The organism is uncultured Winogradskyella sp. (assembly GCF_947495255.1).
GTDB lineage: Bacteria > Bacteroidota > Bacteroidia > Flavobacteriales > Flavobacteriaceae > Winogradskyella.
This window is the reverse complement of record NZ_CANLYI010000004.1, coordinates 194150-220230: the sequence shown is the minus strand read 5'-3', so window position 1 is coordinate 220230 and position 26081 is coordinate 194150. Positions and strand designations below refer to the sequence as shown.

Below are 26081 nucleotides of genomic sequence, written 5' to 3'. Positions count from 1 at the left end.
AATATGAAATTAGAACAAACTTGGAGATGGTATGGCCCTAAAGACCCAGTGTCTCTCTTAAATATAAAACAAGCTGGTGCAACAGGCATAGTTTCTGCATTACACCATATTCCAAATGGTGAGATTTGGACAATTGATGATATTAAAAAACGGAAAGCTGAAATTGAAAGCGCTGGATTAACGTGGTCTGTAGTAGAGAGTGTTCCTATTCATGAAAACATAAAGACCAGATCAGGCAGTTATAAAACATACATAGAAAACTATAAACAAACACTTTTAAATCTTGGCAAGTGCGATATTGATATCGTATGCTACAATTTTATGCCTGTTTTAGATTGGACACGTACCAACTTAGACTATGAGTTAGAAGATAAGTCAACAGCATTACGTTTTGAATCTGCTGCTTTTGCTGCTTTCGAATTATTTCTATTAAAACGTCCAAGTGCTGAAAACCAGTATACGGAAGAACAGAAAATGAAAGCTATCGCTTATCTAGAAAACCTTGAAGGTGAACAAAAACAACAATTAATAAAAAATATTATTGCAGGTTTACCTGGAGCGGAAGAGGGTTATACGCTAGAGGAATTTAATAGAATTTTAGCTACATATGAAAATATAGGACCAAAAGAACTAAAAGCAAATTTGTTTTCATTTCTGGCTGAAATTATTCCTTCGGCTGAAAGTGCTGGAATATTAATGTGCATTCACCCAGATGATCCACCATTTCCAATATTAGGATTACCAAGAGTTGTAAGTACTGAGCAAGATATAGTCGATTTGTACGATGCGGTTAAAAGTCCGAATAATGGATTAACATTTTGTACAGGTTCATTCGGTGTTAGAAGCGATAATGATTTAGCAGGTATGATTGAGCGGTTAGGAGATCGTATTCATTTTATTCATTTGCGTGCAACAAAACGTGATATCGAAGGAAACTTTCATGAAGCAGATCATTTAGAAGGTGACGTAGATATGTATGCTGTGATTAAAGCTTTGGTTTTAGAACAACAAAAGCGCGTAAACGCTGGTCGTAAAGATTTGCGGATGCCATTTAGACCAGATCATGGTCATAAAATGCTTGATGATTTAAAGAAGAAAACAAACCCTGGTTATTCAGGAATCGGACGTTTACGCGGACTTGCCGAATTACGTGGTTTGGAGCTTGGAATAAGACGTTCATTATAAATTTATACTAATTTAAGAAATAATATATATGTCAACAATATTTGAAACACGTTACGCATCAAGCCCAAAAGCGGTAAAACAATACAACACTAAACAATTACGAGATGAGTTTTTAATTCCAGATTTAATGCAGACCGGCAAAGTAAAATTCGTTTACACGCATTACGATCGTTATATGGCAGGAGGAGCAGTACCAACATCAGATTTAAAACTAGAAACCATAGATCCCTTAAAAGCTGATTACTTTCTAGAGCGTCGCGAACTTGGAATTATTAATGTTGGTGGTAGTGGAAGTATTTCTGTTGATGGAGACATTTTTAAAGTAAATCACAAAGATGCTTTATACATTGGTAAAGGAGCAAAAGAGGTGATATTTATGAGTGATGACAGTAGTAATCCTGCTAAATTCTATATGAATTCTGCACCAGCACACAACGCCTATCCAACAAAAAAAACAAGTCTAGCTGAAGCCAATAAAATTGAATTAGGAAGTTTAGAAACAGCTAATCATAGAACTGTTAGCCAAATGATAATTGGAGGAATAATTACCACCTGCCAATTACAAATGGGAATGACAGAATTAAAAACAGGAAGTGTTTGGAATACAATGCCAGCACATGTCCATGATCGCAGAATGGAAATCTATTTCTATTTAGATGTACCCAAAGAACAAGCGGTTTGCCACTTTATGGGACAACCACAGGAAACGCGTCACATATGGATGCATAACCATGAAGCTGTAATTTCACCACCATGGTCTATTCACTCAGGTTCTGGTACTTCAAACTATACATTTATTTGGGGAATGGCTGGTGAAAATCTAGATTATAATGATATGGATGTTGCAAAAATTACGGACTTAAGATAATATGTCGCAAGAACTATTTAATATAAAAGGAAAAATCGCCCTTATAACCGGAAGTACACATGGTTTAGGTATGGCCATGGCCATGGGTTTAGGAAAAGCAGGAGCAACCATCATTGTAAATGGAAATTCTTCCCAAGAAAAAATTGACACTGCTGTTGCTCACTATAAAAAAGAAGGAGTTAAGGCTATCGGTTATAAGTTTAATGTTGCAGATGAAGCTGATGTTATTAAAAACTTAGCAAAAATTGTAAACGAAGTCGGTTTTATTGATATCCTAGTTAATAATGCAGGGATTATAAAACGCACACCTTTAGCAGAAATGGAAGTTGAAGACTTTAAACACGTTTTAAATATTGACTTGGTAAGTCCATTTATAGTGTCCAAACATGTTGTAAAAGGTATGATGGAACGCCAAGAAGGTAAAATCATAAATATTTGTTCTATGATGAGTCAATTAGGAAGAAATACGGTTGGTGCTTATGCTGCAGCAAAAGGTGGTTTAGTAATGTTGACTAAAAATATGGCCACAGAATGGGCTAGATTTAATATACAAGTTAATGGAATTGGGCCAGGCTATTTTGCCACATCTCAAACAGCACCAATACGAGTAGATGGACATCCATTTAATGATTTTATTGTAAATCGAACACCTGCTGCCAAATGGGGAAACCCAGAGGATTTGGCAGGAGCAGCCATATTCTTAAGTTCTAAAGCAAGTGACTTTGTTAATGGTCATATTTTATATGTTGATGGTGGAATTTTAGCAACAATAGGAAAACCTTCAAATGAACTATAAATGAAAAAAATCTTATACATTTTATTAACTATTATTTGTTTTTCATGTGATAAAAAAGAATCAAAAGAAATTCTCTTTACTGTGCAAAACACCCTAGATATCGATAAAAGTTTTGAAACTGTTGAAATCAGCGAACAAATTTTAGCAACAATAAAATCAGATTTTTACAAGGTTATTGATATTGAAACCAAAGAAGAAATTATTTCTCAAACGGTTGATTATAATCTAGATGGAATTAATGAGGTTTTACTTTTTCAACCGAAAATTTCTGCAAATCGTACAAAGACCTATAAAATTATTGGTGTAAATACTAATAAAATACAAGACAGTACTTTAATACGTTGTTATTCGCGTTTTGTACCAGAACGCACGGATGATTACGCTTGGGAAAACAATAAAGTTGCTTTTAGAACCTATGGGCCAACAGCTCAAAAAATGATTGAAGATAGCGTTAAAGGCGGTACCCTGTCTAGCGGAATAGACGCTTGGTTAAAACGAGTAGAATACCCAATTATTAACAAATGGTATAAAAAACATACGTCTGGCATTGGATCATATCATAAAGACACAGGTGAAGGTTTAGATAATTTTCATGTTGGAGCAAGTCGCGGCATAGGTGGTATTGCCGTAAAAACAGACAGTACATATGCTTTTTCTAAAAATTTCATCTCATCAAAAACAATAACCTCAGGACCAATACGAACTAGTTTTATCTTAGAATATGCAACTTGGTCTGCCAATGGAAAAGAAATAAAGGAAACAAAACACATTTCTTTAGATTATGGTCAAAACCTATCGCGTTTTGAAATTCACCTTTCTGGAACCGATTCAATTTCTGCAGGAATAACATTACATAAACAAGATGGCATCAGTAAAACCAACCTAAATGAAGGTTGGATGAGTTATTGGGAGCCCTTTGATGATTCTGAATTAGGTTTAGGTTTAGTTGCAATAAATACCATCAAAGACTTTGATAAATATATCACTTCCAAGAATGATGAAAGTAATTTATATGCTCAGTTAACCGTGGCTAATAATACAGTCGTTTATTATGCGGGATTTGGTTGGAAAAAAAATGGGCAATTTAATACTCAACAACAATGGGATGCTTACTTAAGTAACTTTTCAAAAAAATTAAAAACACCTTTAATCATTGAATTTCAAAAATGATAAATAAAAATTTTATACACGGTAATTTTCTTTTAGAAAATCAATATGCTGAAGAGTTATATCATAACTACTCTAAAAATCAACCTATAATAGATTATCATAATCATTTACCACCTCAAGAGATTTTAGAAGATAAAATATATAATAATTTAACTAAAGTTTGGATCAATGGTGATCACTATAAATGGCGTGCCATGCGTACTTTAGGTGTAAAGGAAAAGTTTATTACAGGTGATGCGTCAGATAAACAAAAGTTTATGGAATGGGCAAAAACAGTGCCTTACACTATGCGCAATCCATTGTATCATTGGACACATTTAGAATTATCTCGATACTTTGATATTACTGATTTATTAAACGAAAAATCAGCTGAAAAAATATACGAAACAACTTCAGAACAATTAAGTAGCAGCGCTTATAGCTGTAGAAACTTGCTTCGTAAAGTTAATGTTGAATTAGTTTGTACAACGGAAGATCCTATCGATAGCTTAGAACATCACAAAGCATTAGCGAAAAGTAATTTTGAAGTTAAAGTAAATACCGCTTTTCGGCCAGACAAGGCCTTCTTAATTGCCAATGAAGGTTACAATGCTTATGTAGATAGCCTAGCCAAAGTAACAGGATCAATCATTGAAACGTATCGCGATTTAAAAGATGCTTTAAGAAGTAGAATTGAATACTTTCATACTAACGGTTGTAGACTTTGTGATCATGGTATAAGCCAAATGGTTTTTGAAACCTTTACAGAAAATGAAATAGATACTATTTTCAAGAAGAAAAGAAAAGGTGAAATATTATTACACACTGAAGTTTTAAAATTTGAAACAGCCATCCTATTGTTTTTATGTGAAACCTATTACGAGTTTGGTTGGGTTCAGCAATTTCATATTGGTGCATTGCGTAATAATAATAAACGCATGCACTCAATTTTAGGTCCGGATACAGGTTGGGATTCTATTGGTGATTATCCGCAAGCACAAAAGCTTTCAGCATTTTTAAACACCCTAGATAGTAAGGATAAACTATGTAAAACTATTATATATAATCTTAATCCTGCAGATAACGAAGTAATGGCCACTATGATTGGTAATTTTAATGATGGCAGTGTTAAGGGTAAAGTCCAATTTGGTTCTGGCTGGTGGTTTTTAGATCAAAAAGATGGTATGACCAAACAATTAAACGCTTTGTCAAACATGGGGTTGATTAGTTGTTTTATAGGAATGTTAACCGATTCACGCAGTTTCTTATCCTTTCCAAGACACGACTATTTTAGACGCATTTTATGCAACCTATTGGGTGATGAGGTTAAACGTGGCGAATTACCAAAAGAGGAAATGGAATGTATAGGCAAAATGGTTTCAGACATTAGCTATAATAACGCAAAAGCATATTTCAACTTTTTATAAACATTAAAAGCTCACTTTATATGAAAATATTGCAGAAAATAGTATTCGCTTTAGCTGTGTTTAGTTTAGTTTTTAGTTGCGAGGATTTAGATGAAACTCAAACTATTAAATTGGCACATGGATTAGATGTTAATCATTCAGTTCATAAGGCTATGGTTAAAATGGGTGAGGATTTAATAGAAATTTCTGGAGGTAAAATGGCTTTAGAAATTTATCCCAGTCAACAATTAGGAACTGAACGTGAATGTATAGAGTTACTTCAAATAGGAAGCCTAGATATGACAAAAGTTTCTGTAGGCGTTATGGAAAACTTTGCACCAAGAATGAAAGTGTTTGGTTTGCCATATTTATTTAAAGATAAACAACACGCTTTCAGTATTTTAGATGGTCCAACTGGACAAGAATTGTTAGATGAAGGAACTCAGTATTGGGTAAAAGGACTATGCTATTATGATGCTGGTAGTAGAAGTTTTTATACCAAAGACAAACCCATATACACACCTAAAGATTTAAAAGGTCTAAAGATTAGAGTGATGGAAAGCGTTACTGCTATGGATATGGTAAAAAGTCTTGGCGGTTCGGCTACACCTATTTCTTGGGGAGAGTTATACACTTCGTTACAACAAGGTGTTGTTGATGGTGCAGAGAATAATCCACCGAGTTTTTACTTATCTAGACATTACGAAGTTTGTAAATATTATTCATTAGATGAACATACTGTTTTACCTGATGTATTAATTATAGGAACTCACATTTGGAAAAAACTATCAGATCAAGAAAAAAAATGGTTACAAGAAGCAGTTAATAATTCAGTTACCTATCAACGTAAACTTTGGGCTGAAGCAGAAAAAGAAGCAATAGAGGAGGTTAAAAAAGCTGGAGTAACAATTATAAGGCCGGATAAAGAGGCCTTTTCTAATAATGTTAACACTGTTTATGATTCCTATAAAGAAGATAAAGATATGCTCGATCTAATAAGTCGCATTAAAAATAACAACTAATGGCAGTCAGAAAAAATATAGATAGCATTTTAAGCAAGTTGCTTATTTTAATAATGGGCATAATGGTTGTAAATGTCTTATGGCAAGTATTTACAAGGTTTATAGTGGGTACACCAAGTTCTTTTACAGATGAGTTGGCGCGTTATTTAATGATATGGTTAGGCATATTGGGTGCTGCTTATGTATCTGGGAAAAATATGCATGTCGCTATTGATGTTTTACCACAGAAAGCAACTGTAAAAACTCAAAAAAAATTAAAATTAGTAGTGTATGTAATTATTGTTGTATTTGCATTGTTTGCTATGGTAATGGGAGGTAGTAGATTAGTTTATATTACATATGTATTAGACCAACAATCTCCAGCATTACAAATACCCTTAGCTATGGTTTATCTAGCTATTCCTTTAAGTGGGTTATTAATCATTTATTATAAAATTTCAGACATTATAAATATTAAGTAGTATGGATTATATACCTATTTTAGTTTTAATATTTAGTTTTCTGTGTCTGCTTTCAATAGGGACACCTGTGGCTTGGAGTATTTCCATTTCATCAGTGTTAACGATGTTAGTAAGTATTCCAGCTTTACCTGCATTTACAACAGTTTCTCAACGGATGGGTACTGGTTTAGATAGTTTTGCCCTATTAGCTATACCCTTTTTCATACTCTCAGGCCAATTAATGAACAAAGGTGGAATTGCCCACAGGCTCATTGCATTTGCAAAAACCTTAGTTGGATCATTGCCTGGTGGCTTAGCGTTAATTAATGTTATCGGTGCTATGCTGATGGGCGCAATTGCAGGTTCGGCAATGGCTTCTGCTTCTGCGATGGGAAGTATTCTTGGACCAGAAATGGAAAAAGAGGGATATTCTAAAGAATTTGGAGCAGCCGTAAACATTACTTCTGCAACAACCGGTCTTATAATTCCACCTAGTAATGTGTTAATTGTGTATTCATTAGCCAGTGGTGGAGTTTCTATTGCTGCCTTATTTTTAGCAGGCTATATTCCTGGAATTTTAACAGGGTTATTTTTAATGATAGTTGCCTCCTTTTGGGCAAAAAAAAAGAGATATAAACTAGGTAAAAGAAGTTCGTTTAAAGAAGTCTTTAAAACATTTATTGATGCTCTACCAAGCTTATTCCTTTTGGTAATTGTAATTGGAGGTATTGTTACAGGTGTTTTTACGGCTACAGAAGCTTCTGCAATTGCTGTATTTTATACTTTAGTTTTAGGGTTCGTTTATAAGGAAATAAACATGAAGTCATTACCAGAAATTCTATTAGATTCGTCAGTTACAACCGCGGTTGTAATGTTATTAATTGGTGCTTCTATGAGTATGTCTTGGGTGATGTCTTATGAGAATATACCTCAGAATATTAGTTCATCTTTATTGGCAATAAGTGATAATAAAATCATCATTTTATTAATTATCAATTTAATATTACTATTTGTAGGAATTTTTATGGATATGACTCCTGCTGTATTAATATTTACACCAATTTTTTTACCCGTTGTAGTTGATTTAGGAATGGATCCTGTTCAGTTCGGTATAATAATGGTTCTTAATTTATGTATTGGGCTATGTACTCCACCTGTTGGCTCCGTCTTATTTGTAGGAGTTGGTGTCGCTCAAACCACCATACAAAAAGTTATGAAACCTTTATTACCATTGTTTTTAGCAATGATAGTGGCTTTGTTTTTAGTAACCTATTTTCCGCAATTAACACTATGGTTACCAAGTTTGTTTAATTTATAATAACTTATAGTCATCAAAAATTCATATTTCCTTTCAGAATATGAATTTAAATGTCTGTCTAAATCTTATAAAACCTTAAGTTTATTCAAATAATCTACCCCTTTAGACAAAAAAAATAGAGAAAATTTATAATTTCTATAGGTTTAAACATTTTTCACATTTAAGCTAAATAATAATTATAAAATATTGGGATAAAAAAAGCCCTACATCTCTGTAAGACTTGATTTTATTAGTGGTCTCACTTAGTTTCGAATCAATAAGCACCTGATTATTAGCAGAAAACACCTTTACTTTTAATTATATTTCTTTTAAAGTTAATTAGATAACTACAATCCTCTATTATTCTAAATCCTTATTTGGTACAAACCAAATAATTGCAATCATAACGTATATTATAACTGAATAAACAGGTTCCCAAAAGCTGATTATGCTTGCAAAACCATAAGCTAATATAGAAAGAATATCCTTTGATTTATTTTTATATGATTTATGTAATATAGTCTCTCTAGTATGTGTTGACTGTAACACTTTAATCAAAATAAACCAAGCTATACTAGCCATAAAAAGTACGAATCCATACAATGCTGTTCGTAGCTTTTGAAAATGGTTTTCTCCCATATAGCCAGTCGCAAAAGGAAATAATGACAACCTAAAGAGAAGATGTAAATTGGCCTAAAGGACTTTACCATTAACCAAACTAGAAGCATGCAATAAATGATGATGGTTATTCCAATAGATCCCTAAATAAATAAAACTTAATACATATGTTATAAAGGTTGGCAGTAGAGGTTTTAGAGCCTCTAAAGTGTCGCCTTCAGGTACTTTAAGCTCAAGTACCATTATTGTAATTATGATAGCAAATACTCCATCACTAAATGCTTCTAATCGTCCTGTTCTCATATCCTTTAATAATTTATTATTTGTTCCTTCTTAATCATCTATTCTGTTAATCATTTAACATTTCTCCAATTTTCGCTTCGTTCTTCGTTTAAACCAATTTTACTTAGTTATCTGCTTTTATTTTTTTTATAATTCAATAAATAATGACGATCTAACTTGAGTTTGTATATTCTTAGTTTTGTGTCCTTTGCCTGTTGTGTCATCAAGCAATAAGATTTCTCCAGATTGAAAAATGCGCTTATCTCCTAAAGACGTTTCAACTTCTATTATACCATCCAACAAAATAACATATTGACGGGAAGGTGATACATGAAAATTATAATCATAGGTTTCTGTTACTTTTCTAAAAATAATGGAATTTGCTTTTTGAGCTTCAGATAGAAACCCTATATCTCCTTTATTATTTAAAGGAATATTCAGATCCTCAAAGTGTGTTTCGCCTCTGGTATCTGAATATATCCTTGTGATTTTAAAATCCATAGTTATAATTTGAAATTATTATGCACCCATTTTACAGCCAGTACCACATCTTCATCCGTTAAATTATGTCCTGTATTTAATTGATGATGCTCTATATTAAATTGATTCTCTTCTAATAAATTTGTATAATTTTTAATTTCTGACGTACTAACCATGCCATCCAAATTTCCTGAACTAATAAAAACAGGAACCTTTTTAGTCGTTTGAAATGCTGGCATTTTCTTAAAAGGAAGCATAGGCCTAAACAAAATAGATCCATATAAAAAATCGGGATAAAGCACTAATGTTGAACCAGCAATATTAGCTCCATTGGAGAACGTCAGTATAAAGATTATTTAAGTGATTTTAGAGTTAAGAATAAATAAAAACAAAAGAAAGGCCAATTGTTGTACATATGTTGTACTGGTATAAAAAAAGAAAACCTCTCGATTTCTCGAAAGGCTTGTCTTTATTAAAGTGGTCCCACTTGGGCTCGAACCAAGGACCACCTGATTATGAGTCAGGTGCTCTAACCAACTGAGCTATGGGACCAATTAACATTGCTGTTAATTTTATCTCTTATTTAAAAGAGTGTGCAATATTACTACATATTTTAAAACTCTACAAGAATTTTTATTCCTTAATCTCTTGACATAGCTCAATAAGAACTCCATTTGTAGATTTTGGGTGTAAAAAAGCGATTAACTTATTATCTGCTCCTTTTTTTGGTTTTGCATGAATCATTGTAAAACCTTCACCTGTTAAGCGTTCTATTTCCGCTTCAATATTATCTACAGCAAATGCTATATGGTGAATACCTTCTCCTTTTTTCTCAATGAATTTAGCAATAGGACTCTCTTTATTTGTTGCCTGAAGCAATTCAATTTTATTAGGTCCACATTTAAAAAATGATGTTTTAACACCTTCACTCTCTACATCTTCAATCTTGTAATGTTTTTTCCCAAATAAAGCCTTAAACAAGTGATTAGAATTTTCTAGGTCTTTCACAGCAATGCCAATGTGTTCAATTTTTTTCATGTTTATGCCTGCCAGCGCAGTTATCTTTTAAATTGTGACTTAAATCTTCATGTTATTGACTCTTAAAGTCAAATTCTACTATCAAAAATAAGATAATCCTTAAATATCATCTACTTTTGCAGACGATTAGTTAGAAAAGGCATTATGGAAGAATTTACACAAAGACAAAAAAAAATAGGAGGTATACTCCAACAAGACTTAGCACAAGTATTACAAAAAGCAGCAACTGATGGTGGTTTGCGTGGTGTAATTATTTCTGTGAGTAAGGTAAATGTTACTACAGACCTATCTGTGGCTAAGGTATATCTTAGTATTTTCCCAAATAAAGAAGCACAACCTTTACTAGAAGGTATTAGGTCTAATAAACCACTTATAAGACACGAGTTGTCTCAACGTACGCGTCACCAATTAAGACGTATGCCACAATTAGAGTTTTTTATTGATGATTCTCTAGAATATATTGATGGTATTGAGCGCTCGCTAAAAGGCGAAGACAACCCATTAGAAGATCCAGATTTATTAGGTAAGCGTAAAAAGTCTTAAGTGAATTTTCCTTTATATATAGCAAAACGATATTTGTTTTCTAAAAGCAGTAATAATGCTATTAATATAATGACATTAATTGCTTCTGGAGGCGTCATTATTGCATCTGCAGCACTTTTTATTGTATTGTCTGTTTTCGCTGGCTTAAAGGATTTTAGTCTTCAGTATTCTTCATTTGTAGATCCAGATTTAAAAATAATACCATCGGAAGGAAAATCGTTTCAATGGGAAGAAAATGATAAAGTAACATTGCTTAAAATTGAAGGTATTGCTTCTTATTCTGAAATTATAGAGGAACGTATCTTCATAAAATCTAATAACAAAAATCTTGTTGCTACTTTAAAAGGCGTAGATGCTAATTACCTAAAAGTAACTAATATTGATTCTATGGTAACCAAAGGTAATTGGATATCACCAGGAAGTAATGAAGTGGTTTCTGGTTGGGGAATTTCTAACAATCTCTCTTTTGGTATTATAAATTATCTTAAACCTTTATCGCTCTATGTACCAAAAGTAGGCGTAGGACAAGCGAGTACACCTAAAGGTTATTATAATTCGGTTTTTGTAAATAATGTTGGTTTGTTTGAAATCAATGAAGAATTGAATAACAAATATATCTTTTCTGATATTGAATTAGCAAAACGCTTACTAAGCTATTCTGACGGACAATTAAGTGCTATCGAACTTAAATTGAAACCTAATAGTAACGAAAATGACATTAGAGCGCAACTTGAAGCGTCCTTTGGAAATAAGTTTATCATTAAAAATAGAGCTGAATTAAATGATGCTTTGTTTAAGATGCTAAACACCGAAAACCTTGCCATTTACCTCATCTTTACTCTAGTCATTGTTATAGCACTTTTTAATGTTATTGGCGCCATTATTATGATGATTTTAGATAAAAAGAAATCACTAAACACCTTATATCACTTAGGTACAGAAACTAAAATCATTAAGTCCATCTTCTTTTTACAAGGTAGTTTAATGACTGTTGTAAGTGGACTTATTGGCGTTACAATTGGCTTATTAGTAGTGTTTTTACAGCAGAATTTTGAGTTTGTAATGCTAACGCCAGATTTAGCTTATCCTGTGCGTCTTAACTTCTTTAATGTTATTGTGGTTTTAATAACGATTTTTGCTCTAGGAATTGTAGCTTCTAAAATTGCTTCTCAACGTATTACACCTAGTCTAATTAAGAGCTAAAAACGAATTTTAAACCTTTCTGACGTTTCAACTTTGGAGCCTTTAAAAATACTTAAGACGTAAACTGATAGTCTGAAAACTTATCTAAAACCTCATCAAAAGCAGCAAATACATCTTTAGAATCGTCGCTAGTAACCATTTTCATTCTATATTCTTTAAAGTGTGGAATACCTCTAAAATAGTTGGTATAATGTCTGCGGGTTTCAAAAACACCTAAAGTTTCGCCTTTCCAATCAATTGCCATTTGAAGATGACGTCTAGCAGCCTCTACTCGTTCTGCTAATGATATTGGTGCTAAATGTTCTCCTGTTTCGAAAAAGTGTTTTACTTGTTTAAAAAACCACGGATTTCCAATGGTTGCTCTACCAATCATTGCGCCATCTAATCCATAAGAATCTCGCATTTCCATTGCTCTTTCTGGCGACGTAATATCTCCATTTCCAAAAACAGGAATATGCATACGTGGATTATTTTTTACCTCAGCAATAGGTTTCCAATCTGCATCACCTTTATACATTTGCGCTCTAGTTCTGCCATGTATAGAAATAGCAGCACAACCAACATCTTGCAAACGTTCTGCAACCTCAACAATCCTTATCGAATCGTGATCCCAACCTAAACGTGTTTTCACAGTAACTGGTAAATTGGTCCTTTTTACCATTTCTGCAGTGAGCTGTTCCATTAAACAGATATCTTTTAAGATACCTGCTCCGGCACCTTTAGACACTACCTTTTTAACAGGACAACCAAAGTTTATATCAATAATATCTGGATTAGATTTCTCTACAATATCAATGGTCTGCAACATGCTTTCCATATTGGCACCAAAAATCTGAATACCAACTGGTCGTTCTTTTTCGTAGATATCTAATTTCATAACGCTTTTTGCAGCATCACGGATTAAGCCTTCGCTAGAAATAAATTCTGTGTACACCACATCTGCGCCTTGCTCTTTGCACAATGCTCTAAATGGAGGATCGCTTACATCTTCCATAGGTGCTAAAAGCAATGGGAAGTCTGGTAATTCTATGTCGCCTATTTTAACCAAGTTGTCTCTTTTTAGTCGTTGTCTAATTCAGTTATTTTTTTCTCGTAGAGCTTTTTACTCTCAACAACTGCAACATTTAATTCTTGCATAATGCCATCTACTCTATCTTCAATACTTTTCATTTGTCCGTTTATAGAATCGAACGAATTTAAAGCTGCTGCCACTTCTAAAGCTTTAACCACTTCAACAGCATCTTTATGTAATAATCTTAATTTACCAATAGCCTCAGAAGTATTTTCTAAGGTTACATTATACTTTGTTTTGGCTTTATTTATCGCTTTTAACAAGGTGTTTCTACTTTTCTCATCACTTAAGCTGTTGGTTTGCGTTTCCATTGCTGTAAATAAATTTGAAGCTTTAGTTTTTAAATCTTCATACTCTTTATTTAAGTTATTAACGCGCTTATCTACTTTTTCCCAATCACCATAAACTTTAGCAAATTCCTTGTCTTCATTTTTAGCATCTTCTAAAGCTAATTTTAACTCACCTAAAGATTCTAAACCTTGAGATACCTTTTTATTGGCAACCTCTTTCTTACTTTCAAAATCCGAAACTTGAGATTTAAACTTATCTTTTAAACGAATTAAATCTTCAGGACTTTTATCTTTCCAACAAGAACAAAGTACTAAAAACAACGAAAGTATAGTAAGTGATTTTTTTAACATGAATTTTAAAATTAGATTAATTTGGCTGCAAATATACAATGAACCTTATTAACCTCAATAATTTAGAATTTGTATTGTTTTTTTGAGTGTTATAATGTGGTTTCACTATAAAATGTATATTTACGTCCAAATCTATTTTTTATGAAAAACAACCTACTTACATTATTCCTAGCATTTGTTGTCCTCAATAGTTGCGATGTTGTGGATGATTTAACCAAATTCGATTTAGACTATCAGACTAATTATTCCGTTGCAGCGACAACCATAATAAACACACCTTTTAGTTTAGATACTCCAGATGTTACAACAGAATCAGATTCAAATTTTGAAAGTAACAACACGCATAAAGACTTAATTGAAAGCATTAAATTAAAGAACTTAAAACTTACTATTGATGCTCCAGAAAGCGGTAATTTCAATTTCTTGAAAGAAGTACATATTTATATTGAAGCTGAGGATTTAGAAGAATTAGAAATTGCCAATGTATTCGATTTAGAAAATACCAATTCTAACCTTGTTGAATTAAATGTTCTTGGAGAAGAACTGAAAGCATATATTAAAAAAGATAATTTTAATTTACGTGTAAAAACCGTTACAGACGAAACGATTAGTGAAACTCATGATATTATTATTGACACTAAATTTAGAGTAGATGCTAAAATTTTAGGTGTTTAATTTAAAGAAGCAATTTGCAAATTCCTTTTGAACCTATAATATTTGGTTACCATATTAACATACATCTAATTTTAGAGTATGCTGCGTTTTTTCTTGGTTTTAGATATTATATTTTCTTAAAACGAAGGCAAAAAGATGTTATCTCTTCTAATAATCGTTTATCAATTATTCTTGGTGCAGCTTTAGGTGCTTTAATTGGTTCTCGCTTAGTTGGTATACTAGAAAACCCACTTGTTGAATACACGCAACAAAATCTGCTTCAATTACTTAATACAAAAACCATAATAGGTGGTTTATTTGGTGGTTTACTTGGCGTAGAATTAGCGAAGAAAATTATTGGCGAAAAACAATCTTCTGGAGACCTTTTTGTCTTTCCTATTGTGCTTGGGATTTTTATAGGACGCATTGGCTGTTTCTTATCTGGAATAAACGAATTCACCTATGGGAGTGAAACCACTTCAATTTTCGGAATGGACTTAGGCAATGGTATAAGCCGTCATCCAACATCACTTTATGAACTCACTTTTTTAATCCTTCTATTTTTTATTTTAAACCATATTAAAAAGAATTCAAACTTAAAAAATGGAAACCTTTTTAAACTCTTTATGTTAAGCTACTTTGGGTTTCGCTTTTTTATAGAATTTTTAAAGCCGAATGTATTTTATGTCTTCGGACTAAGTAGCATTCAACTATTATGTGTAATTTGTTACATATACTATTATAAATTCATCTTTCAAAGCCTTAAGAATGCCAGTTAGAAACTACACTTATTACGATTTTACATTAAGCCTTTGTCCTGAATGTTTAAAACGTATTGATGCTAAAATAGTATTTGAAAATGATAATGTTTACATGCTAAAACGCTGTAAAGAACATGGCAATTCTAAGGTGTTAATTGCAGACGATATTGAGTATTACAAAAACATAAGAAACTACAATAAACCAAGTGAAACGCCATATAAATTCAATACCAAAACAGATTATGGTTGCCCTTACGATTGTGGTTTGTGTCCAGACCATGAGCAACACAGTTGCTTAACGGTTATTGAGGTAACAGATCGTTGCAATTTAACATGCCCAACGTGTTATGCTGGCTCTTCTCCAACATACGGAAGACATCGCACACTCGAAGAAGTTAAGGCCATGTTAGACACTATTGTAAAGAATGAAAAGGAACCAGATGTGGTACAAATTTCTGGAGGTGAACCAACCATACATCCACAGTTTTGGGAAATTATGGACTATGCAAAATCCTTACCTATTAGACATTTAATGTTGAATACCAATGGAATTAAAATTGCTAAAGATTTCGCTTTTGCTGAAAGACTGAAAACCTACGCTCCAGATTTTGAAATCTATCTCCAATTTGATTCATTTGAAAATAGTGTATTGCGTGAATTACGAGGAGCAGATTTAAATGATATAAGAAAGCAAGCGATAGAAAATCTCAATAAACTAAACCTATCAACAACTTTGGTGGTTACGCTTCAAAAAGGTTTAAATGATAACGAAATAGGAAAAATAATAGACTTTGCTTTAAAACAGAAATGTGTGAGAGGTGTTACGCTTCAACCCACTCAAATTGCTGGTCGCTTAGATAATTTTAATCCAGAAACGGATCGCATGACTTTAACGGAAGTGCGTCGCAAAATTATGGAGCAAACGAATATTTTTAATCCTGATGATTTATTGCCTGTACCTTGTAACCCAGATGCGTTAGTAATGGGTTATGCTTTAAAATTAGGTGATGAAGTGTTACCATTAACGCGTTATATTAATCCGAACGATTTATTAGACAATAGTAAAAATACCATTATTTATGAGCAGGATTCTCAGCTTCAAGATAAAATGATTGAGTTGTTTAGTACAGGGAATTCGGTTGAGGTTGCTGAAGAAAACTTAAAGTCTATTATGTGCTGCTTGCCCAATATTGATGCACCAAATTTGGGTTACGACAACTTGTTTAGAGTGATTATTATGCAATTTATTGACGCTTATAATTTTGATGTGAGAGCGATTAAAAAATCTTGTGTACATATTGTAGGTAAGGACAATAAAATTATTCCTTTTGAAACGATGAATCTCTTTTATAGGGATGACAAAAAAGCACGATTAGAAGAACTTAGAAATGAAATATAACTATGACAAATTTACTCATTGAAGCAACAGGAGGAATGGACTTAAGTGGCATAGTCATTGTTATTGTAGCCATTATGTTTTTACCAGCTATTATTTTAACAATTATTGGATTCGCAGTGCTTAAAAAAAACAAAAAAGCAGCTAAAATTTTATTTATTCTAGCTGCCACGTATGTTATAATAAGTTTAGGAATTTGTGGTAGTATGATGATGTAATTATACTAAAATCAATCCCTAAATGTTGATTAAAAGCTTACTGTTTAGTCCAAACAGAACCTCCACTTGTAGTACTAGTTATAACAGCACCTGTTGTTGGCTCAGTTTGAGTAACCGTTTCGTTTTGAGAAAACGTAAGTGTTTGCCCATCTGCAGAAATTGAAAATGTTGTTGTTTGCTCTCCTTGTAATGACGTTTCATCCATTCCTTCAAATTCAAATTCAAAAAATGAACCATCAATTGTCATTACGTTTCCGCTTGTAGAATACGTTCCGCTTCCACTAACATTCTCTAAAGTATATGGCTCTGAAGACATTGTTACTCCATTAACTACAACGTTAGAATTATATGTATAACTGCCATTAGTAGTAAAATTACTTTCTGTAAAAGTTAGTACATAGTTTTCTTCTGTACTTTGTATATCAATATCAGACGAAATACTCTGTCCATCAAAATCAGTAGATGTTATTAGCGTTACATCAAAATCTGTTAAGTCCCAAGACCCAATTAGCGCAACATTAGTATCACCATTATTAGAGCCAGTATCTATACCATCGTCTAATGGTTCATCTTCACACGTAAAAGCTGTTAATAAAGCAAAAAGACAGAATAGAGATAAAAGTTTTTTCATATTATTTGGGAATTAATTATTTGTTGAACCACAAATCTACATTATTTTTTTGAGTCTATTCTTTTCCAGTTTGTTCCAATAAAATTTCTGTCGTCATAATCCTCAGATAATACAAAATAAAAATGCTTGGTTATATAATAAACTTCAGCGTTTCGCTTGGCATATCCTAAAGCTCCTATATCCTTTTTTTGAAATTCGACCTTATGGTTTTTGCTGTTTTTATTAATAAGTTCAACTGATTGAGTTCTCCATGGTTGCGCGTGAAATAGAATTTTTAAAGGATTTAAATAAACTAATCCAATGATGGTTACTACGGGAATTGCTTTTCTTAAAATGGGTTCAGCTATACCTTGTTTTGCTTTAAATTCCATAACCAGTAACGGAATTGGGAATAAAAAAACACTGTAATAAATTAAGGTCTTAAAAAAGCTAAGTTTAGTTTGAAAATAATTGAATATATCTAATATAAAAAAGAACAATACTAGATAGAAAACTATTCGAATTATTTTCAACATATTAATTGACTTCTATAGAATCTTAAGTTATTATTTTATGTAATAAACATTTAGTAAAAGTCCTTCTTTTTGGGAAGGGTTTATATGGGCTTTTTTAAAACTTAACCTTAGTATTTATAATTTCTTCTCCTCGTTTTACTGTTATTGCTGCTTCGTCACCATTATCAAAAACAGATAAAGCTCTCATATAACTCATCATATCAGTTATAGTGCTATCACCTAATTTTAAGACAACGTCGCCTTTCTTTAGGCCAGCATTAAATGCTGGAGTTTCTTCTCTAGTACCATCAATGCGCATCCCTTTACCGTCATATAAATAATCTGGCACAACACCTAATCCTACTTTAAATCGCGGCGATTCCTCACTTTCATTTTTCGTTTTTCTAAAGGCTAATTCACCATTATCATCTAAATCTGTAATAATATCAAAAATGTAATGCGAAATAAGGTTCATTCCGTCGTAATTCAACTTCTCTGAATCATCACCTGGTTTATGATAATCTTCATGCTGCCCAGTAAAAAAATGTAACACAGGAATATCAATTAAATAAAAAGAGGTGTGATCACTTGGTCCTACTCCACTTTCGTTTTCAACGATTTTAAATTTATCGTTATTTGCTTTTAAAGTTTGTTTAAACATTGGTGACGTTCCCGTACCATAAACTGCTAATGTGCTATCTGTTTTCATTCTGCCAACCATATCCATATTAATCATGTAATTAATAGATGTAGCATCAATAGTTGGATTTTTAGAAAAATAATTAGAACCTAACAATCCCATTTCTTCTCCAGAAAATGCCATAAACAAATAGTTATTTTTATCTTTAATTTCAGCTTGGTCATTCTTTACTTGTAATCGGCTTGCTAAATTTAAAAGCACTGCTACTCCACTTGCGTTATCATCAGCACCATTATGGATTGCTTTATCTTCTCCACGATATAAAGATCCTTCACCACCAAAACCTAAGTGATCGTAGTGCGCACCTATAACAATGGTTGTTTTAGCTTTATTATCAATAAAACCAATAACATTATGACCTGTAATTGTACTGTCTGCATTGGTTGTAAATACAACTTCACTATGTGGATCCGTTTTAGGTTTAAACGAAAATGATTGCAAAAACCCCTCTGTTCCCTTTGGTTGGAGTCCAATAGATTCAAACCTTTTTATCAGATATTCTGAAGCCAAGACTTCACCTTGTGTACCTGTTTGTCTACCTTCAAGCTTATCATCAGCTAAAAAGACAACATCATCTTTTATCTTATTCTCTGCAACTTTTGGCTCGTTTTTACAAGATAACAATCCGACTAAAACGAATAAAAATATCCAATTTTTCATTTCAAAATATCTATTTAATTAATTCAGTAAAATGTAGTTCACTATTAAAAATCAAGTCAATTTTTAAGTGTTGTGAGTCGCTCATTTCGTCACTAAATCTTACTTTTACACAAAATTAGGCATTAAAAGCCATTTATTATAATTCTTTATTATGAACAGAATCACTGTTATTTTAATTCTACTTGTTACATTTTCTTCTTGTAAAAATGAGAGCTCTGACGCTTCTGGTTACTCTACAGATACAACCTCTGGAGCAACTAAAAAATACGATTCGTTAATCTACCCAGAAGAAACGCACTTTAAATCTATCAGACAAGTCACTTATGGTGGCGATAATGCTGAGGCTTATTGGAGTTTTGATGACAAACAGTTAGTGTTTCAATCTAATAATGTAAAATGGGGAGTTGGCTGTGATCAAATGTTTTTAATGAATGCCAATGAAACTTTTACAGATAGTATTGCACCACCAATGTTAAGTACCGGAAAAGGTAGAACGACGTGTGCTTATTTTTTACCAGATAACAAACATATAATCTACGCTTCTACGCATTTAGTACAAGACGAATGTCCTGACGCACCTCTTAAGAAAAATGGTAAATATATTTGGCCAATCTATGATAGCTACGATATTTTTGTTGCTGATTTAGAGGGTAATATTGTAAAGCAATTAACCAATGAAGTTGGTTATGATGCAGAACCAACAGTATCTCCAAAAGGGGACAAAATTGTATTTACTTCAACTAGAAGTGGTGATTTAGAATTATATACTATGAATATTGATGGTAGCGATGTTAAGCAAATTACACACGAATTAGGTTACGATGGAGGCGCTTTCTTTTCACCAGATGGTAGTAAATTAATCTTTCGTTCTTCTCGTCCTAAAACTGAAAAAGAAATTAAAAACTATAAAGATTTATTAGCTGAAGGATTAGTAGAACCAACAGAAATGGAACTTTACATTTGTAATGCAGATGGTTCTGAATTAAGACAATTAACCGATTTAGGAAACGCTAATTGGAGTCCGTTTTTTCATCCTTCTGGGGATAAAGTATTGTTCTCTTCTAATTTTGAATCTGAACGTGGCTTTCCTTTCAACTTATATTTAATTGATATTGATGGCAAAAATTTAAAGCGTGTAACACATAGTGAAACGTTTGATGCCTTCCCTGTTTTTTCTAATGATGGTAAGTATTTAGCGTTTTCTTCTAATAGAAATAATGGAGGAGGAAGAGATACTAACTTGTTTATTGCTGAGTGGCAAGATTAAATATTGTCTGTAAATAGAAATCTCTTTATCATCTAAAACTTATAGCCTTTCGCGTTCCTCTGCATCAGTAGTGCGCTCATTGGTAGATAATTTTGTGTTACCAAATTTGTAACGGAAACCTAACTTAATGGATCTGTTATCTACATCTACATTGCCAAAACTTGATTGATTTAAATAGCGCGTTCTAGATTTATAATCTTGTAAATTGAAAAAATCTTCTACAGCTAAAGTGATAATTCCCTTTTTCTTTAAAATAGTTTTAGAGACACTTAATTCTGAAACTAACCTATTATCAATAGTTTGAAATTGTTGTAAATTTTTACCAACCCATGTAAATGTGAGACTAGCATTTAAACTTCGATCTTCTAAAAAAGAGAAACTATTGGACAAAATACTATAATTAGACCATTGGTTTTGTTCTACAAAGCCTTCTTCAAAATTAGCCTCTTCAGCAATATTGTAAAAAGAAGTTACAAAATATAAGTCCCATGTATTTGTAGGTGCATAGATAAATTCAAAATCGAAACCAAACTCTACTTTTTTGTCGAGATTGGTTGGTGTGTAAGCAATAATGTTGGTATCGTTATCTTGACGAGCTAACTCCACAATATCACCATCGTAATTATCGTAGTATGAAGAAACCGTAAAGTATTCTAAAAAATTAACTCCTAAATAAAAATGATCTCTATAGGTTGGATTTAAATTAGGGTTACCTAGAACTACGTTATTCTCATTTAAAAAGAAAGTGAAAGGATTTAAATTAGTATAACTTGGTCTTGAAATGCTTCGCTTATAATTTCCTGTAATACCTACAGATTCTGAAATTTGATGCGATAAACTAGCATTAGGAAACCAATCTAAGTAATCTTGAGTATTTGCTTCAGACAAGGTTACAGATTTACCTTCTATACTACTTTGTTCTACTCTAAGCCCAAAGCTTAAATCCCACTTATCCCATGATTTGGTGTAGTTAGAATAGGCTGCTAATACTTTTTCGTCATATTTAAAAGCATCTGTATTATCTGTATTTATAACTTCGGTACCACCAATAATATCTAACCTAGTAATGTCACTATCTGTATTTACGTTAGAGTATTTTGCTCCTACATCAAAACTAGACGTCTCATTTATTGGTAAATTATAATCAATTTTACCATTGATAATACTGGTCTTTTGATCGGCATCAGTATTAAATTCTGAACTATTTATAAATACGTCATCAGCATCAAAATTATCAATGAAAACGTTTTGACTACGCTTGTAATCGTATGCTGTATAATGTGCATTCACTGTAAGACTTGCACTATTTTCAAAATCGTGTCTAAAAATTAAATCCGTTCCAATGTTATACTTGTTATCTCTAGATAAATTATCTGCGGTAAAACGACCTAAGAAATCTAAGTTTTGATCTGTAATATTGGTTTTGTTCTTTATTTGGTATTTAAAATATGGTATGTATAAACCTGTACTTGTTAAGCTTATCGTGTTATTATCATTGATATAATAATCAAAATTAAGATTTAAATTATGTGTTTGAGACCATGTATTTCTGTTGATATTAGATTTCCAAATCTGCTCAATTTCATCAGAATTATCTAAATAATTAACGGTATCATCTTGATCTCTATTTATTTTATTCTGAGAATAACTATAGTTTAAATTAAGATTGATTTTATTATTTTTAAAATAGTGACTTGTGCCTCCATTATATCTCGGAAAAACACCTTGCGTATAATTGGTAAACACACTTCCTCTATAACCCGTTACCAAGTTTTTACTCATTACAATATTGATTACAGATCCAGAATCTGCATCGTAACTTGCAGGCGGATTTGTAATCACCTCAACCGATTTAATACTATTTGCAGGTGCACTTTCTAGTAAACTAATAAGCTCATCAGAGGTTAATTGTACACGTCTGTTATTAATAAAAACTGTTGCAGGTGCACTTTTAATATTAATGCTTCCTTCTGAAACTATAATTCCAGGTGTGCTTTTTAATACTCCCAGTGTAGAACCTTCTGTTAAGGCTGTGTTTTCTACATTAAATACTAAGCGGTCTGGCTTACGAGTTATGGTAGGTTTTTTAGCAATTACTGTTACTTCATCTAAATTTTCAGAAATTTCATTTAGCCGAATTTCTGCCAAATCTAAATTTCCTGTTAGGATAATTTTTTGCTGAAATTCTTCAAAACCAATAAAGCTAATTTTTACTAAATACATTTTAGTAGAAAGGTTACTAATTCTAAATAAACCTTGGTCATCAGTAGATGTACCTTTTAAAAACGAACCACCATCTTCACTGAATATTACTACGTTAGCTAATGAAATAGGGTTATTATTAGCGTCCACAACTTTACCAGAAATAGACGATTCTTGCGCCAAGATTACTGAAGATATCGCGAGACACACAAAACAAAAATAATAACGAAAACTAAATATCATTAGCAAGAATTGTATGGCAATATATTAATTGTTTTTAACTTTTCACTGTGGTTTTAACGTAAATACCACTGTTTTAATTGTAATAATAGATAGTTTAAAGCACAAGAAATCGATTATATTTGCAAATTACATATAGAACTTTTTTTTAAGTTCATTGCCTTATAAACAGACATGAAGAACATACGTAACTTTTGCATCATTGCACATATTGATCACGGAAAAAGCACATTAGCCGATCGTTTACTCGATTTTACTGGCTCAGTTACTGCTAGAGAGCAACAGGCTCAGCTATTAGATAGTATGGATTTGGAGCGCGAACGTGGTATTACTATAAAATCTCATGCTATTCAAATGGATTATGAATTTGAAGGCGAAAAATATGTATTAAACCTTATTGATACACCTGGTCACGTAGATTTCTCTTACGAAGTCTCGCGATCAATTGCGGCTTGTGAAGGTGCATTACTTATTGTTGATGCTGCCCAAAGTATACAAGCACAAACCATTTCTAATTTATACTTGGCTTTAGAGAATGATTTAGAGATTATTCCGGTATTGAACAAAGTAGATTTACCAAGTGCAAACCCAGAAGAAGTTACAGATGATATTGTTGATCTTTTAGGATGTGATCCAGAAGAAGTAATTCATGCCAGTGGAAAAACAGGTTTTGGTGTTGGTGATATTTTAAAAGCAATTATAGAACGAGTTCCTGCTCCAAAAGGTAATGTAGATGAACCGCTTCAAGCCTTAATTTTCGATTCAGTTTATAATACTTTTAGAGGTATTGAAACGTATTTTAGAGTTTTTAATGGTGAAATAAAAAAAGGTCAAAAAATTAAATTCGTTGCGACAGGAAAAGAATATTTTGCTGATGAAGTCGGAACTTTAAAACTTAATCAAGTACCAAAACAAAGTGTAAAAGCTGGTGATGTTGGGTATTTAATTACAGGTATTAAAACGGCTAAAGAAGTAAAAGTAGGTGATACTATTACAGATTTTGCAAATCCTACAACTAATATCGTTGAAGGTTTTGAAGATGTAAAACCAATGGTTTTTGCTGGTATTTATCCTGTTGATACAGAAGATTACGAAGAGTTGAGAAACTCTATGGAAAAGCTTCAACTTAATGATGCGTCATTGGTATTTCAACCAGAAAGTTCTGCAGCGTTAGGTTTTGGATTCCGCTGTGGATTCTTAGGTATGTTACACATGGAAATCATTCAAGAACGTCTAGAGCGTGAGTTTGATATGACGGTTATTACAACAGTACCTAACGTATCTTACCATGCGTACACCAATAAGAACCCAGACGAAGCATTTATAGTAAATAATCCTAGTGATTTACCAGAACCAACAACGGTTAACCGTGTTGAAGAACCATATATAAAAGCAACTATTATCACTAAATCTGATTTTGTTGGTAATGTAATGAGCCTTTGTATTGAAAAACGTGGTATGATTGTTAACCAAACGTATTTAACGACAGAGCGTGTTGAGTTAATTTTTGAAATGCCATTAGCAGAAATTGTATTCGATTTTTATGATCGTTTAAAAACGGTATCTAAAGGTTATGCCTCTTTTGATTATCATCCAATTGGTATGAAAGCATCAAAACTAGTACGTTTAGATGTTTTATTAAATGCGCAACCAGTTGATGCGCTTTCAGCATTAATTCACGCAGACAATGCTCACCATATTGGTAAAAAAATGTGTGAGAAGTTAAAGGAATTAATACCAAGACAACAATTTGATATTCCTATCCAAGCAGCGATTGGAGCAAAAATTATTGCTCGTGAAACTGTAAAAGCCTTGCGTAAAGATGTAACAGCTAAATGTTATGGTGGTGATATTTCTCGTAAACGTAAGTTATTAGAAAAGCAGAAGAAAGGTAAGAAACGTATGCGCCAGGTTGGTAATGTAGAAATACCTCAACAAGCGTTTATGGCTGTATTGAAGTTGAATGATTAAAGCAATTCCTTTGAAAAAAGGAATCTCATAAACTGTTCTATTAATTTTATTACTTAATCTTAATTATAGAAATCTAACAAATAGATTCCTGCATTCGCAGGAATTTGCTAGCTACCTAAACAATAAATACAACAGATAAACTATTGTATAATTTACCAAACCATAAATTATTAGCGCTAAGCGAAACGGAAACTTAACGACCGTAAAAGCTACTGAGGTTGTTTTTTCACCTCCTTTATTAATTTTGCCTAGCGTTGTGTTATCTTTTAATACAATATGATCTTCACTATCTAACTCTACTCCTATTTCTGGAGACCCATTTATTACCGTTTTTTTAAAGATTAAATCTATTAAAAACGTCAATGGCCAAGCAAAATATTTTATTCGTTTTTCGAGTACTTTTTTTAATGATGGTCTTATAACATACATTGCAACACCTTTAAAAACATCTGAGAATGTTGCTTTTAATGGTAAATTAGCTGCACGTTGATCTTTTAATAATCCAGCATCTTCGTAGACATGCTTTGTGGTTTCTAGAGTAATTTTAAAGACATTATCAATATCATTCTTAATGGTGCTAAACAACCTAATTATTGAGAACAACAATATTGAAGGAATTGATATTACAAAAGTGAGCACCCAAAACAATACACTTAAAAACGTATTATCTATAAAAAATATACAAAAAAGAGTTAGTAAAACCCAAAATATAGCCAAATTGGTACCTAAGACTTTACCTATATAGAGCGGAAAAAATAAAGCATCAGCAATAGTTTCTGATACTTCATCTACTTGGTATTTAGAATAATCTACTCTTAAACTTTCGCTATTACTCATTTTATTTTTC

At 32.3% G+C, this 26081-nt stretch carries 27 protein-coding genes and 1 tRNA gene; 16 read left to right on the top strand and 12 right to left on the bottom strand.

What is annotated here, in order from left to right; all coding sequences use genetic code 11:
* Nucleotides 1-3 precede the first annotated feature (3 nt).
* Genes uxuA through Q0807_RS07860 form a run of 8 tightly spaced genes read left to right on the top strand, consistent with a single transcriptional unit; the run spans nucleotide 4 to nucleotide 8184 of the window.
* Nucleotides 4-1185 (top strand): mannonate dehydratase, encoded by a 1182-nt coding sequence (gene uxuA / locus Q0807_RS07895; RefSeq protein ID WP_299108342.1) that lies wholly within the window; start codon nucleotides 4-6, stop codon nucleotides 1183-1185.
* A gap of 28 nt (nucleotides 1186-1213) precedes the next feature.
* Complete coding sequence (gene kduI, locus Q0807_RS07890) at nucleotides 1214-2053, top strand: 5-dehydro-4-deoxy-D-glucuronate isomerase (protein WP_299108340.1); 840 nt, start codon at nucleotides 1214-1216, stop codon at nucleotides 2051-2053.
* Between the two features lies 1 nt (nucleotide 2054).
* On the top strand, nucleotides 2055-2849 hold the full coding sequence (locus Q0807_RS07885; RefSeq protein ID WP_299108338.1) for a gluconate 5-dehydrogenase: 795 nt from the start codon (nucleotides 2055-2057) through the stop codon (nucleotides 2847-2849).
* A complete protein-coding gene (locus tag Q0807_RS07880) occupies nucleotides 2850-4019 on the top strand; it encodes a DUF4861 family protein (protein ID WP_299108336.1) in 1170 nt (389 codons plus the stop codon). It begins immediately after the preceding gene.
* Entirely contained in the window at nucleotides 4016-5425 is a 1410-nt protein-coding gene (gene uxaC, locus Q0807_RS07875) for a glucuronate isomerase (protein WP_299108334.1), read from the top strand. Before Q0807_RS07880 ends, uxaC begins: the two co-directional genes overlap by 4 nt.
* A 20-nt stretch (nucleotides 5426-5445) precedes the next feature.
* Complete coding sequence (locus Q0807_RS07870) at nucleotides 5446-6426, top strand: TRAP transporter substrate-binding protein (protein ID WP_299108332.1); 981 nt, start codon at nucleotides 5446-5448, stop codon at nucleotides 6424-6426.
* Complete coding sequence (locus tag Q0807_RS07865) at nucleotides 6426-6887, top strand: TRAP transporter small permease (protein ID WP_299108321.1); 462 nt, start codon at nucleotides 6426-6428, stop codon at nucleotides 6885-6887. Before Q0807_RS07870 ends, Q0807_RS07865 begins: the two co-directional genes overlap by 1 nt.
* Nucleotide 6888: 1 nt before the next feature.
* Nucleotides 6889-8184 (top strand): TRAP transporter large permease, encoded by a 1296-nt coding sequence (locus tag Q0807_RS07860; RefSeq protein WP_299108319.1) that lies wholly within the window; start codon nucleotides 6889-6891, stop codon nucleotides 8182-8184.
* Nucleotides 8185-8856: 672 nt separating this feature from the next.
* On the opposite strand, the gene Q0807_RS18935 is transcribed toward Q0807_RS07860, so the two are convergent.
* The 5 genes from Q0807_RS18935 to mce all read right to left on the bottom strand — a co-directional run bounded on the left by Q0807_RS18935 (nucleotide 8857) and on the right by mce (nucleotide 10581).
* Nucleotides 8857-9084, bottom strand: a complete 228-nt coding sequence (locus tag Q0807_RS18935; protein WP_367180239.1) for a TMEM175 family protein — start codon at nucleotides 9082-9084, stop codon at nucleotides 8857-8859.
* A gap of 126 nt (nucleotides 9085-9210) precedes the next feature.
* The gene (locus Q0807_RS07850) at nucleotides 9211-9564 is read right to left on the bottom strand and encodes a hypothetical protein (protein ID WP_299108317.1); all 354 of its coding nucleotides are present in this window, start codon (nucleotides 9562-9564) and stop codon (nucleotides 9211-9213) included.
* Between the two features lie 2 nt (nucleotides 9565-9566).
* Nucleotides 9567-9887: an alpha/beta hydrolase gene (locus Q0807_RS07845; RefSeq protein WP_299108660.1), complete on the bottom strand. Its 321-nt coding sequence runs from the start codon at nucleotides 9885-9887 to the stop codon at nucleotides 9567-9569.
* Nucleotides 9888-10021: 134 nt separating this feature from the next.
* Nucleotides 10022-10095 (bottom strand) — tRNA-Ile (locus Q0807_RS07840).
* A gap of 81 nt (nucleotides 10096-10176) precedes the next feature.
* On the bottom strand, nucleotides 10177-10581 hold the full coding sequence (gene mce / locus Q0807_RS07835) for a methylmalonyl-CoA epimerase (RefSeq protein ID WP_299108315.1): 405 nt from the start codon (nucleotides 10579-10581) through the stop codon (nucleotides 10177-10179).
* 144 nt (nucleotides 10582-10725) lie between these two features.
* On the opposite strand from mce, the gene rbfA reads away from it, so the two are divergent.
* Together rbfA and Q0807_RS07825 are read left to right on the top strand one after the other, a co-directional pair.
* Entirely contained in the window at nucleotides 10726-11124 is a 399-nt protein-coding gene (gene rbfA / locus Q0807_RS07830; protein WP_299108313.1) for a 30S ribosome-binding factor RbfA, read from the top strand.
* Nucleotides 11125-12327: an ABC transporter permease gene (locus Q0807_RS07825; protein ID WP_299108311.1), complete on the top strand. Its 1203-nt coding sequence runs from the start codon at nucleotides 11125-11127 to the stop codon at nucleotides 12325-12327. It abuts the gene before it with no gap.
* A 52-nt stretch (nucleotides 12328-12379) separates the two neighbouring features.
* Here the strand turns inward: Q0807_RS07825 and dusB are convergent, their stop codons facing one another.
* Together dusB and Q0807_RS07815 are read right to left on the bottom strand one after the other, a co-directional pair.
* Nucleotides 12380-13375 carry a tRNA dihydrouridine synthase DusB gene (dusB, locus tag Q0807_RS07820; RefSeq protein ID WP_299108309.1) on the bottom strand — a complete coding sequence of 332 codons (996 nt, stop codon included), beginning with the start codon at nucleotides 13373-13375 and terminating at the stop codon, nucleotides 12380-12382.
* Nucleotides 13376-13386: 11 nt separating this feature from the next.
* On the bottom strand, nucleotides 13387-14040 hold the full coding sequence (locus Q0807_RS07815; RefSeq protein ID WP_299108307.1) for a hypothetical protein: 654 nt from the start codon (nucleotides 14038-14040) through the stop codon (nucleotides 13387-13389).
* A gap of 141 nt (nucleotides 14041-14181) precedes the next feature.
* On the opposite strand from Q0807_RS07815, the gene Q0807_RS07810 reads away from it, so the two are divergent.
* Genes Q0807_RS07810 through Q0807_RS07795 form a run of 4 tightly spaced genes read left to right on the top strand, consistent with a single transcriptional unit; the run spans nucleotide 14182 to nucleotide 17069 of the window.
* The gene (locus tag Q0807_RS07810; RefSeq protein WP_299108305.1) at nucleotides 14182-14715 is read left to right on the top strand and encodes a hypothetical protein; all 534 of its coding nucleotides are present in this window, start codon (nucleotides 14182-14184) and stop codon (nucleotides 14713-14715) included.
* Between the two features lie 14 nt (nucleotides 14716-14729).
* On the top strand, nucleotides 14730-15473 hold the full coding sequence (locus Q0807_RS07805) for a prolipoprotein diacylglyceryl transferase (protein ID WP_299108303.1): 744 nt from the start codon (nucleotides 14730-14732) through the stop codon (nucleotides 15471-15473).
* The gene (locus Q0807_RS07800) at nucleotides 15463-16854 is read left to right on the top strand and encodes a radical SAM protein (RefSeq protein WP_299108301.1); all 1392 of its coding nucleotides are present in this window, start codon (nucleotides 15463-15465) and stop codon (nucleotides 16852-16854) included. Before Q0807_RS07805 ends, Q0807_RS07800 begins: the two co-directional genes overlap by 11 nt.
* A 2-nt stretch (nucleotides 16855-16856) precedes the next feature.
* Nucleotides 16857-17069: a hypothetical protein gene (locus tag Q0807_RS07795; protein WP_299108299.1), complete on the top strand. Its 213-nt coding sequence runs from the start codon at nucleotides 16857-16859 to the stop codon at nucleotides 17067-17069.
* Between the two features lie 37 nt (nucleotides 17070-17106).
* Here Q0807_RS07795 and Q0807_RS07790 read toward each other — a convergent pair whose 3' ends face one another.
* From Q0807_RS07790 to Q0807_RS07780, 3 genes are all read right to left on the bottom strand, one after another.
* Nucleotides 17107-17700 carry a hypothetical protein gene (locus tag Q0807_RS07790; protein ID WP_299108297.1) on the bottom strand — a complete coding sequence of 198 codons (594 nt, stop codon included), beginning with the start codon at nucleotides 17698-17700 and terminating at the stop codon, nucleotides 17107-17109.
* A gap of 41 nt (nucleotides 17701-17741) precedes the next feature.
* The gene (locus Q0807_RS07785) at nucleotides 17742-18071 is read right to left on the bottom strand and encodes a hypothetical protein (protein ID WP_299108294.1); all 330 of its coding nucleotides are present in this window, start codon (nucleotides 18069-18071) and stop codon (nucleotides 17742-17744) included.
* A 238-nt stretch (nucleotides 18072-18309) separates the two neighbouring features.
* Nucleotides 18310-19554, bottom strand: a complete 1245-nt coding sequence (locus tag Q0807_RS07780; protein WP_299108292.1) for a M28 family peptidase — start codon at nucleotides 19552-19554, stop codon at nucleotides 18310-18312.
* Between the two features lie 151 nt (nucleotides 19555-19705).
* Here Q0807_RS07780 and Q0807_RS07775 point away from each other — a divergent pair, with 151 nt between their 5' ends.
* Complete coding sequence (locus Q0807_RS07775) at nucleotides 19706-20821, top strand: hypothetical protein (protein WP_299108290.1); 1116 nt, start codon at nucleotides 19706-19708, stop codon at nucleotides 20819-20821.
* A 39-nt stretch (nucleotides 20822-20860) separates the two neighbouring features.
* Here Q0807_RS07775 and Q0807_RS07770 read toward each other — a convergent pair whose 3' ends face one another.
* Nucleotides 20861-23206: a TonB-dependent receptor gene (locus Q0807_RS07770; RefSeq protein ID WP_299108288.1), complete on the bottom strand. Its 2346-nt coding sequence runs from the start codon at nucleotides 23204-23206 to the stop codon at nucleotides 20861-20863.
* A 231-nt stretch (nucleotides 23207-23437) separates the two neighbouring features.
* Between Q0807_RS07770 and lepA the strand changes: the two genes are divergently transcribed.
* Nucleotides 23438-25234 carry a translation elongation factor 4 gene (gene lepA / locus Q0807_RS07765; RefSeq protein WP_299108286.1) on the top strand — a complete coding sequence of 599 codons (1797 nt, stop codon included), beginning with the start codon at nucleotides 23438-23440 and terminating at the stop codon, nucleotides 25232-25234.
* 111 nt (nucleotides 25235-25345) lie between these two features.
* Here the strand turns inward: lepA and Q0807_RS07760 are convergent, their stop codons facing one another.
* Nucleotides 25346-26071, bottom strand: a complete 726-nt coding sequence (locus tag Q0807_RS07760; RefSeq protein WP_299108284.1) for a hypothetical protein — start codon at nucleotides 26069-26071, stop codon at nucleotides 25346-25348.
* Nucleotides 26072-26081: the final 10 nt, after the last annotated feature.

Excerpts from the sequence above, each read along its gene's own strand:
- uxuA (WP_299108342.1), top strand. The coding sequence starts at position 4 with ATGAAATTAGAACAAACTTGGAGATGGTATGGCCCTAAAGACCCAGTG.
- kduI (WP_299108340.1), top strand. The coding sequence starts at position 1,214 with ATGTCAACAATATTTGAAACACGTTACGCATCAAGCCCAAAAGCGGTA.
- Q0807_RS07885 (WP_299108338.1), top strand. The coding sequence starts at position 2,055 with ATGTCGCAAGAACTATTTAATATAAAAGGAAAAATCGCCCTTATAACC.
- Q0807_RS07880 (WP_299108336.1), top strand. The coding sequence starts at position 2,850 with ATGAAAAAAATCTTATACATTTTATTAACTATTATTTGTTTTTCATGT.
- uxaC (WP_299108334.1), top strand. The coding sequence starts at position 4,016 with ATGATAAATAAAAATTTTATACACGGTAATTTTCTTTTAGAAAATCAA.
- Q0807_RS07870 (WP_299108332.1), top strand. The coding sequence starts at position 5,446 with ATGAAAATATTGCAGAAAATAGTATTCGCTTTAGCTGTGTTTAGTTTA.
- Q0807_RS07865 (WP_299108321.1), top strand. The coding sequence starts at position 6,426 with ATGGCAGTCAGAAAAAATATAGATAGCATTTTAAGCAAGTTGCTTATT.
- Q0807_RS07860 (WP_299108319.1), top strand. The coding sequence starts at position 6,889 with ATGGATTATATACCTATTTTAGTTTTAATATTTAGTTTTCTGTGTCTG.
- Q0807_RS18935 (WP_367180239.1), bottom strand. The coding sequence starts at position 9,084 with ATGAGAACAGGACGATTAGAAGCATTTAGTGATGGAGTATTTGCTATC.
- Q0807_RS07850 (WP_299108317.1), bottom strand. The coding sequence starts at position 9,564 with ATGGATTTTAAAATCACAAGGATATATTCAGATACCAGAGGCGAAACA.
- mce (WP_299108315.1), bottom strand. The coding sequence starts at position 10,581 with ATGAAAAAAATTGAACACATTGGCATTGCTGTGAAAGACCTAGAAAAT.
- rbfA (WP_299108313.1), top strand. The coding sequence starts at position 10,726 with ATGGAAGAATTTACACAAAGACAAAAAAAAATAGGAGGTATACTCCAA.
- Q0807_RS07815 (WP_299108307.1), bottom strand. The coding sequence starts at position 14,040 with ATGTTAAAAAAATCACTTACTATACTTTCGTTGTTTTTAGTACTTTGT.
- Q0807_RS07810 (WP_299108305.1), top strand. The coding sequence starts at position 14,182 with ATGAAAAACAACCTACTTACATTATTCCTAGCATTTGTTGTCCTCAAT.
- Q0807_RS07800 (WP_299108301.1), top strand. The coding sequence starts at position 15,463 with ATGCCAGTTAGAAACTACACTTATTACGATTTTACATTAAGCCTTTGT.
- Q0807_RS07795 (WP_299108299.1), top strand. The coding sequence starts at position 16,857 with ATGACAAATTTACTCATTGAAGCAACAGGAGGAATGGACTTAAGTGGC.
- Q0807_RS07790 (WP_299108297.1), bottom strand. The coding sequence starts at position 17,700 with ATGAAAAAACTTTTATCTCTATTCTGTCTTTTTGCTTTATTAACAGCT.
- Q0807_RS07785 (WP_299108294.1), bottom strand. The coding sequence starts at position 18,071 with ATGGAATTTAAAGCAAAACAAGGTATAGCTGAACCCATTTTAAGAAAA.
- Q0807_RS07780 (WP_299108292.1), bottom strand. The coding sequence starts at position 19,554 with ATGAAAAATTGGATATTTTTATTCGTTTTAGTCGGATTGTTATCTTGT.
- Q0807_RS07775 (WP_299108290.1), top strand. The coding sequence starts at position 19,706 with ATGAACAGAATCACTGTTATTTTAATTCTACTTGTTACATTTTCTTCT.
- lepA (WP_299108286.1), top strand. The coding sequence starts at position 23,438 with ATGAAGAACATACGTAACTTTTGCATCATTGCACATATTGATCACGGA.
- Q0807_RS07760 (WP_299108284.1), bottom strand. The coding sequence starts at position 26,071 with ATGAGTAATAGCGAAAGTTTAAGAGTAGATTATTCTAAATACCAAGTA.